The sequence below is a fragment of the Flavobacterium geliluteum genome, from assembly GCF_017948595.1.
In the GTDB taxonomy this organism is placed as follows: domain Bacteria; phylum Bacteroidota; class Bacteroidia; order Flavobacteriales; family Flavobacteriaceae; genus Flavobacterium; species Flavobacterium flavipigmentatum.
This window is the reverse complement of record NZ_JAGFBV010000052.1, coordinates 1-8,604: the sequence shown is the minus strand read 5'-3', so window position 1 is coordinate 8,604 and position 8,604 is coordinate 1. Positions and strand designations below refer to the sequence as shown.

Annotated in this window: 3 protein-coding genes; all 3 read left to right on the top strand. The window is 36.0% G+C overall.

Annotated features, from left to right (window positions below):
* Positions 1-343: 343 nt before the first annotated feature.
* The 3 genes from J3495_RS18695 to purL all read left to right on the top strand — a co-directional run bounded on the left by J3495_RS18695 (position 344) and on the right by purL (position 8,225).
* Positions 344-2,191, top strand: a complete 1,848-nt coding sequence (locus J3495_RS18695) for an endonuclease (protein ID WP_210668463.1) — start codon at positions 344-346, stop codon at positions 2,189-2,191.
* Positions 2,192-2,412: 221 nt separating this feature from the next.
* Entirely contained in the window at positions 2,413-4,467 is a 2,055-nt protein-coding gene (locus J3495_RS18690; RefSeq protein WP_210668461.1) for an endonuclease, read from the top strand.
* Between the two features lie 104 nt (positions 4,468-4,571).
* Entirely contained in the window at positions 4,572-8,225 is a 3,654-nt protein-coding gene (purL, locus tag J3495_RS18685) for a phosphoribosylformylglycinamidine synthase (protein WP_210668459.1), read from the top strand.
* Positions 8,226-8,604: the final 379 nt, after the last annotated feature.

The following is an 8,604-nucleotide window of genomic DNA, read 5'->3' as shown; positions in this document are numbered from 1 at the left end:
TAAGCCTTACAAGCATCATCATTTGGGAATTCTTTTACCAGATTGAGTATATTTTGACCTTTAAATTCTTCCATAAGTACTGTTTTACAACTACTAAGATACAGAATCTAAATTAATAACTCAATAATTTTATCTCTCGTTATAAAAAAACCTAATGCCTTCAAGTCTTCGTGACAACCAAAATCCAACAGTAAGAAAACATTCCTTAATTTAAACATCTCTTAACGCATCGTATTCTTAAAAGTAATAAATTTGGTACATTAAAAAAATAACTTACTCAAAATCAATTTATTGAAAAAGTTATTTTCTATTACTTAACCAACCAAATTTTAAATTACTTTTTATGAAAAAACTTTACTCCTTCTTATTATTACTTTTTTTCTCAGCAAATTTTGCACAAATTCCTTCTGGATATTACAGTACAGCAACTGGAAGCAGTTACACTCTAAAAACTCAGCTATACAATATAATTAAAGGGCATACCAATAATGGTTATGCGGGTTTGTATACCACTTATCAAACGTCTGACGTAGATAATTTTTACGAAAATGACGGAACCGTTTTAGATATGTATTCTGAAAATCCTTCTGGAACAGACCCGTACAATTATAGTACAGGAAGCACGCAAAGATGCGGCAGCTATTCTGTAGAAGGCGATTGTTACAACAGAGAACACATTATTCCGCAATCTGTTTTTAATGAACAATCTCCTATGGTAGCCGATGCGCATTTTATCACCCCTACAGATGGAAAAGTAAACGGAATGCGTTCTAATTATCCACATGGAACCGTAAGTTCAGTAACTTACACTTCTCAAAATGGAGGAAAATTGGGATCAAGCTCTGTTTCTGGATATTCAGGAACTGTTTTTGAACCAATAAATGCGTTCAAAGGTGACATTGCCAGAATGTATTTTTATTTTGTAACTCGTTACGAAAATACCGTTTCGGGTTATTCGTATCCTATGTTTGACGGTTCTAGCAATAAAGTATTTACAACTGCTTTTCTAAATGTATTATTGGCGTGGCATGCTCAGGATCCCGTGAGTACTCGCGAAATCGTGAGAAACAATGCTATATACGCACGTCAGAACAATAGAAATCCATTTATTGATCATCCGGAATACGTGAATCAAATTTGGGGAGGCACTTCTTCTGGAGACACTCAGGCTCCAACCGCTCCGGCAAGCCTTGCATCTACTTCAAAAACCGCCACTTCAATTACACTTACGTGGAATGCCTCTTCAGATAATGTTGGAGTTACAGGTTATAATGTTTATGCAAATAATACTTTAAAAACAACCGTAACAGGTTTAACAGCCACTATTACAGGTTTAACGGCTTCTACAAGTTATTCTATTTATGTAAAAGCAAAAGATGCTGCCGGAAATACATCTGCAACAAGCAACACCATCTCGGTAATAACGAATGCCAACGGAACAGGCGGAACTGCAACCGAACTATTATTCTCTGAATATATTGAAGGTTCTGGAAATAACAAAGCATTAGAAATAGCTAATAATACTGGAAACGCTGTTAGTTTAGCTGCTTATACCATAAAAAAACAAACCAATGGTGCTGGTTCATGGAGTACAGGTTTAGCTTTATCAGGAACTTTGAATAGCGGAAACAAATTTGTTGTGGTCAATAGTAGTATTTCATCTACTTGTTTTTCTACTGGCGCTGCCAATATTTCGACCACGGCAACCGAATTGACTTTTAATGGAAATGATGCAGTAGGACTTTTCAAAAATGGAGTTTTAATTGATATTATCGGAACTTTCAGTGGCGGAACAGCTAATTTTGCTGCCGATGTTACCTTAAGAAGAAAATCGACCGTAACGTCTCCTACAACCACCTTCAATCTAAGTTCACAATGGGACTCATACACCACAGACACTTGCAATAACCTAGCAAGTAAAATGGCAAAACCTCTTGAAGAAGAAAGCATTTCACAATTAGAGGAAATCATCATTTACCCAAATCCTTCAGAGGGTCATTTTACAATTCAAATGAAAAATTCAGATGAAGTATCAAGAATCACAATATTTTCTATTTTAGGACAAAAAGTATTTGAAAATGAAATCAGCAATCTTTCGACCGTTACTTTAGATACTATTCCAAAAGGAATATATATCATGAGTATTTCTCAAGGTCAGCAGACAATCATAAAAAAAATTATTATAAACTAATTAAAATAAATGAGAAAAAGATAAAAGCGGCAATTTGTCGCTTTTATCTTTTTAAGAATCATTTAGCAAGAAATTATATCAAAAAAATAATCAACACTTAACATAATTATTTCAAAAAAACAGTAGATTTGGCGCGTCTTATAAATTAACATTCTCTTTATATCATCTTGATTTTTAATTACAGAATGTTTAAAATTACAGACCTTAAACCAATTTATTCTATGAAAAAAATTTACTCTTTTTTACTGTTTTTTATTGTTTCGGGTGTAATTGCCCAGATTCCGGCTGGTTATTATGACACTGCAACCGGAACAGGTTATACCTTAAAAACACAATTATACAATATCATAAAAGGACATACTGATAATGGTTATGCTGGTTTATATATTACTTATGCAACATCTGATATTGATAATTTTTACGAAAATGACGGTTCGGTTTTAGACATGTATTCTGAAAATCCAACGGCGACAGATCCTTACACCTACAGTATTGCAACCACACAAAGATGTGGGAATTATACTAATGAAGGAGACTGCTACAATAGAGAACACATTATTCCACAATCTATTTTTAATGAAGCATCACCTATGAGAAACGATGCTCATTTTATTACTCCAACTGATGGAAAAGTAAATGGAATCCGCTCTAATTACCCTCACTCTGTAGTTGCGGTACCGACTATCACAACTCAAAACGGTAGTAAATTAGGCGAAAGTACAACTGCAGGATACACAGGACCTGTATTTGAACCAATTGATGAATTTAAAGGAGATATTGCTCGAATGTATTTTTACTTTGCAACACGCTACGAAAATACGGTTGCAGGTTATTCGTATGCAATGTTCAATGGTACGTCAAACAAAGTATTTACACCTGCTTTTTTAAGTGTCTTAATCGCATGGCACAATCAAGACCCTGTAAATGCAAGAGAAATTACTCGAAATAATGCAATTTATGCACGTCAAAATAATAGAAATCCATACATTGACCATCCAGAATACGTACAAGCTATTTGGAATCCCGTTGCCGATACGCAAGCACCAACAGCAGCTTCTAATTTGGCCGTAACAGGAACCACATCCAGCACAGTTTCATTGAGTTGGACAGCCGGGACCGACAATGTGGCTGTGACCAGTTATGATATCTACATGAATGGGGTTATAAAAACATCAGTTCCAGGTTTGACAACCACAATTATGGGGCTTACAGCATCAACAACTTATTCTTTTTATGTTATTGCAAAAGATGCCTCCGTAAATTCATCACCTGCGAGTAATACTGTAAATGGCACAACAACTATTTTTATTCCTGATACTGAAACTCCTACCGAACCAACAAACTTGGCTGTTACCGGAAGTTCTTCTAGTACAGTATCATTGAGCTGGACTGCTAGTACCGATAATATTGGAGTAACCAGCTATGATGTTTATGTGAATTCCGCTTTTAAATCATCCGTTTCTGGAACGACTGCAATAGTAAATGGACTAACACCTGTAACAACGTATTCTTTTTATGTAGTTGCCAAAGACGCTGCTGGAAATTCTTCCCTTCAAAGCAATTCAGTAAACGGAACAACGACAATAATTTCGAGTTCTTGCGCCAGCGAAAGTTTCGAAAAAATTCCTGCTGCAGCCTCATCCTACGGTACTAAAACTTGGACAGGAGATTCAGGCTTGAATTGGACAGCTACTGATGCGCGTACTGATCAAGCCATAAGCACTAGAGCAATTTGTATAAGAAATGGATCGCTTTCGGCTTCAATATCTGCTGATGGTATTGGAAGTTTAACAGTTACTACGCAACAAAAATTCACTACAGGAAACAGTGGTACCTTTTCTCTTCGTGTGAACGGCAATATAGTAGGAACTATTCCTTTTGGTGCACCCGGAGTGGAAACTACAACTACTATTTCCAACATTAATATCGCTGGAGATGTAACTATTAGCATCACTGATAATAGCAACCTCACTACAAGTCGTGTGGCTTTTGACAATCTATCGTGGACTTGCTATTCCAATTTAAATAACGAAGAATTTAATTCAACTGAATTTTCTATTTATCCAAATCCTGCAACCAATCAATTCTCAGTTAATTTTAAAGATGGAGACGGGTCTTTTTCAATTGCTATTTATTCTATATTGGGACAAAAAGTTTTCGAAAAACAAAATACTACTAATAAGATAGTTGAGACTCAAAATTTATCAAAAGGAACCTATATCCTAAAAATAACCAAAGATTCAAAAACACTTACTAGAAAATTATTAGTCAATTAATAAAAACTAGACTTAAAATAATTAAAAGCGACAAAAATTGTCGCTTTTTTTTTTGATCTTAATTAACTAAATTTGCACCTCAATACAACAAACTACACATCACAATGATCCATTTCTTTGAAAACCAAAGCAAAACTGTTTTTGCCGTACAAACGCAAAACGAAATTTCGGCTCAAGACATTTCAAAACTCAACTGGCTTTTTGCCAACTCTAATAAGATCGAGAAATCCGCACTGTCGGATTTTTTTGTTGGTCCTCGTGCCACTATGATCACACCTTGGAGCACAAATGCTGTAGAAATTACTCAAAATATGGGTATTACAGGCATTATCAGAATTGAAGAATTTCATCCAGCAACAGAAGATTTTACCGATTTTGATCCAATGCTTTTACAAAAATTCAATCAACTGGATCAGGAGATTTTTACAATCAATGTACAACCAGAGCCTATTCTGGAAATAGATGATATTGCCACTTATAATAAGGCCGAAGGTTTGGCTTTAAGTCAGGAAGAAGTAGATTATTTAGATAACCTTTCTGTAAAACTGGGCAGAAAGTTAACAGATTCTGAAATATTTGCTTTCTCACAAGCGAATTCAGAACACTGTCGTCACAAAATCTTCAACGGAACTTTTGTAATTGACGGCGAAGAAAAAGAAACTTCTTTATTCAAATTAATCAAAAAAACATCACAGGAAAACCCTAATGATATTGTGTCTGCTTACAAAGACAATGTTGCTTTTGTAAAAGGACCAAAAGTACAGCAATTTGCACCAAAATCAGCTGACAAACCTGATTATTACGAAATAAAAGAATTTGATTCGGTTTTATCTCTTAAAGCAGAAACACACAATTTTCCAACAACAGTTGAGCCTTTTAACGGAGCCGCAACAGGTTCTGGAGGAGAAATTCGTGACCGCTTAGCCGGTGGACAAGGTTCATTGCCATTAGCGGGAACTGCAGTTTACATGACTTCCTATTCTCGTTTGAACGATGAAAGAAAATGGGAGAATGCGGTTGAAGAAAGAAAATGGTTGTACCAAACACCAATGGATATTTTAATCAAAGCTTCTAACGGAGCTTCTGATTTCGGAAATAAATTTGGTCAGCCACTGATTACAGGTTCTGTTTTAACTTTTGAACATTCAGAAAACGACCGCAAAATTGGTTACGATAAAGTAATCATGCAAGCGGGAGGAATTGGTTACGGAAAACTAGATCAGGCTATTAAAAAGAAACCACAAGAAGGAGATAAAATCGTCATTCTTGGAGGAGAAAATTATAGAATCGGAATGGGCGGTGCAGCAGTTTCTTCTGCAGACACAGGAGCTTTTGGTTCAGGAATTGAGTTAAACGCCATTCAGCGTTCCAATCCAGAAATGCAAAAACGTGCTGCTAATGCCATTCGTGGTTTGGTAGAAAGCGATCATAACCCAATTGTTTCTATTCACGATCACGGAGCTGGAGGACACTTAAACTGTCTTTCTGAATTGGTAGAAGAAACTGGAGGTTTAATCGATTTGGATAAATTGCCTGTTGGAGACCCAACACTTTCTGCTAAAGAAATTATCGGTAATGAATCTCAGGAAAGAATGGGATTGGTTATTGGTCAAAAAGATATTGATATTTTACAAAGAATCGCCGACAGAGAGCGTTCTCCTATGTATCAGGTTGGAGATGTTACGGGCGATCACCGTTTTACTTTTCAATCAAAATCAAATGGTTCAAAACCCATGGATTATGCTTTAGAAGATTTCTTCGGCAGTTCTCCAAAAACGGTGATGACAGATAAAACTATTGATAGAAAATATGCTGCTGTTTCATATTCAGCAAATGATTTCGAAAGTTATTTACAAGACGTTTTACGTTTAGAAGCGGTTGCTTCAAAAGACTGGTTAACCAACAAAGTTGATCGTTGTGTGGGAGGAAAAGTTGCCAAACAACAATGTGCAGGACCGTTGCAGTTACCTCTAAATAATTTGGGTGTTATGGCATTGGATTATTTAGGTAAAGAAGGAATCGCGACTTCTATTGGCCACGCTCCTATTGCTGCTTTGATTGATCCGGTTGCAGGAAGCAGAAATGCAATTGCAGAATCGTTATCCAACATTATTTGGGCGCCAATAAAAGGCGGTTTAAAAGGAATTTCATTATCTGCCAACTGGATGTGGGCTTGTAAAAACGAAGGTGAAGACGCTCGTTTATACGCTGCTGTTGAAGGTTGTTCAGAATTTGCAATCGAATTGGGAATCAATATTCCGACAGGAAAAGATTCACTTTCGATGAAACAAAAATATCCAAACGACGAAGTAATTGCGCCGGGAACGGTTATTATTTCGGCGGGAGGAAACTGTACCGATATTAGAAAAGTAGTAGAACCTGTTTTACAGAAAAACGGAGATTCTATTTATTACATCAATTTGTCTCAGGATGATTTCAAACTTGGAGGTTCGTCTTTTGCACAAATTAGAAACACAATCGGAAACGAAACTTCTACAATTAAAGATGCTTCTTTCTTCAAAAATGCTTTTAACACGATTCAGGAATTAATCGGCGAAAGCCAAATTCTAGCGGGTCACGATATCGGAAGCGGTGGTTTAATTACTACTCTTTTAGAAATGTGTTTTGCGGATGTAAATTTGGGAGCTAAAATTGATTTTAGTGCTTTTGCTGAAAAAGATCTTTTGAAAATTCTTTTCGCTGAAAATATCGGAATTGTTTTCCAAGCAAAAGAAGATGCTGCTGTTGAAGCTAAATTGAACGCCAACAATATCGAATTCTTCAAAATTGGTTCGGTTCAAAAGACACCAAGTTTGGAATTTGGAATTTATAATTTGGATATTGCGAAGTACAGAGATATCTGGTTTGAAACCTCTTATTTATTAGATCAAAAACAATCCAAAAACGGAAGAGCAAAGGCACGTTTTGAAAATTATAAAAATCAGGTTTTAAATTATACTTTCCCAAGCCACTTTACAGGAAAAAAACCAGTAATTGACGCTTCGAAACCAAGACCAAAAGCAGCTATTATTCGTGAAAAAGGAAGCAATTCAGAGCGTGAAATGGCCAACGCCATGTACTTAGCAGGTTTTGATGTAAAAGACGTTCACATGACCGATTTAATCTCTGGCCGCGAAAAATTGGAAGATATTCAGTTTATTGGTGCAGTTGGTGGATTCTCAAATTCAGATGTTTTAGGCTCTGCAAAAGGTTGGGCGGGAGCTTTCTTATACAACGAAAAAGCGAAAACAGCTTTAGACAATTTCTTCAAAAGAGAAGATACTTTATCTGTTGGAATCTGTAACGGATGCCAACTGTTTATGGAATTAGAAGTTATCAATCCAGAACATGAAGTTCACGGAAAAATGCTGCATAACGAAAGCCAGAAACACGAAAGTATTTTTACGTCGGTAACCGTACAAGAAAACAATTCTGTAATGCTATCAACATTAGCAGGAAGCACTTTAGGTGTTTGGGTTTCACACGGAGAAGGAAAATTCAAATTGCCTCTGGCTGAAGAAAACTACAACATTGTTTCTAAATATGCGTACGAAGGTTATCCTGCAAACCCAAACGGATCCGATTATAACACAGCAATGCTATGTGATAAAACGGGAAGACATTTGGTAATGATGCCTCATATTGAGCGTTCAACTTTCCAATGGAACTGGGCCTACTATCCAAAAGACAGAAACGATGAGGTTTCTCCTTGGCACGAAGCATTCGTCAATGCCAGAGAATGGATTGAAAAAAATTAAGAAATATATTTTAAAATTCAAAAGCGTTCGATAAATCGAACGCTTTTTTTTATATCAAAAAACACCTTCCTATCTCAGTTGATCAAAATATATCACAAATACAAAATTAACCAAAGACTTCCGCATTCACTATTTATGGCGTTTCCCTATGGGTCAGGCTGTCCGCTATATCTTTTGCGAAGGGAGGTTTTGATTATGATAGAGTATGAATGATCGCAAAAGGATGCCGCTTCCATCCTTAACGCACTTTTAATGGATCAACACATATTGTTGTGGGGAAATATTAAAATCTAGATATTTGTATTTTCAAATTATACCCTAATGCAAGATTCTTTTATCGATATCCTTAAGTTGTTACTGCCTGAGATACTAGTAGACT

What these genes read in the sequence shown, in the direction of transcription:
- J3495_RS18695 (WP_210668463.1), top strand. Translation starts at nt 344, where the DNA reads ATGAAAAAACTTTACTCCTTCTTATTATTACTTTTTTTCTCAGCAAAT.
- J3495_RS18690 (WP_210668461.1), top strand. Translation starts at nt 2,413, where the DNA reads ATGAAAAAAATTTACTCTTTTTTACTGTTTTTTATTGTTTCGGGTGTA.
- purL (WP_210668459.1), top strand. Translation starts at nt 4,572, where the DNA reads ATGATCCATTTCTTTGAAAACCAAAGCAAAACTGTTTTTGCCGTACAA.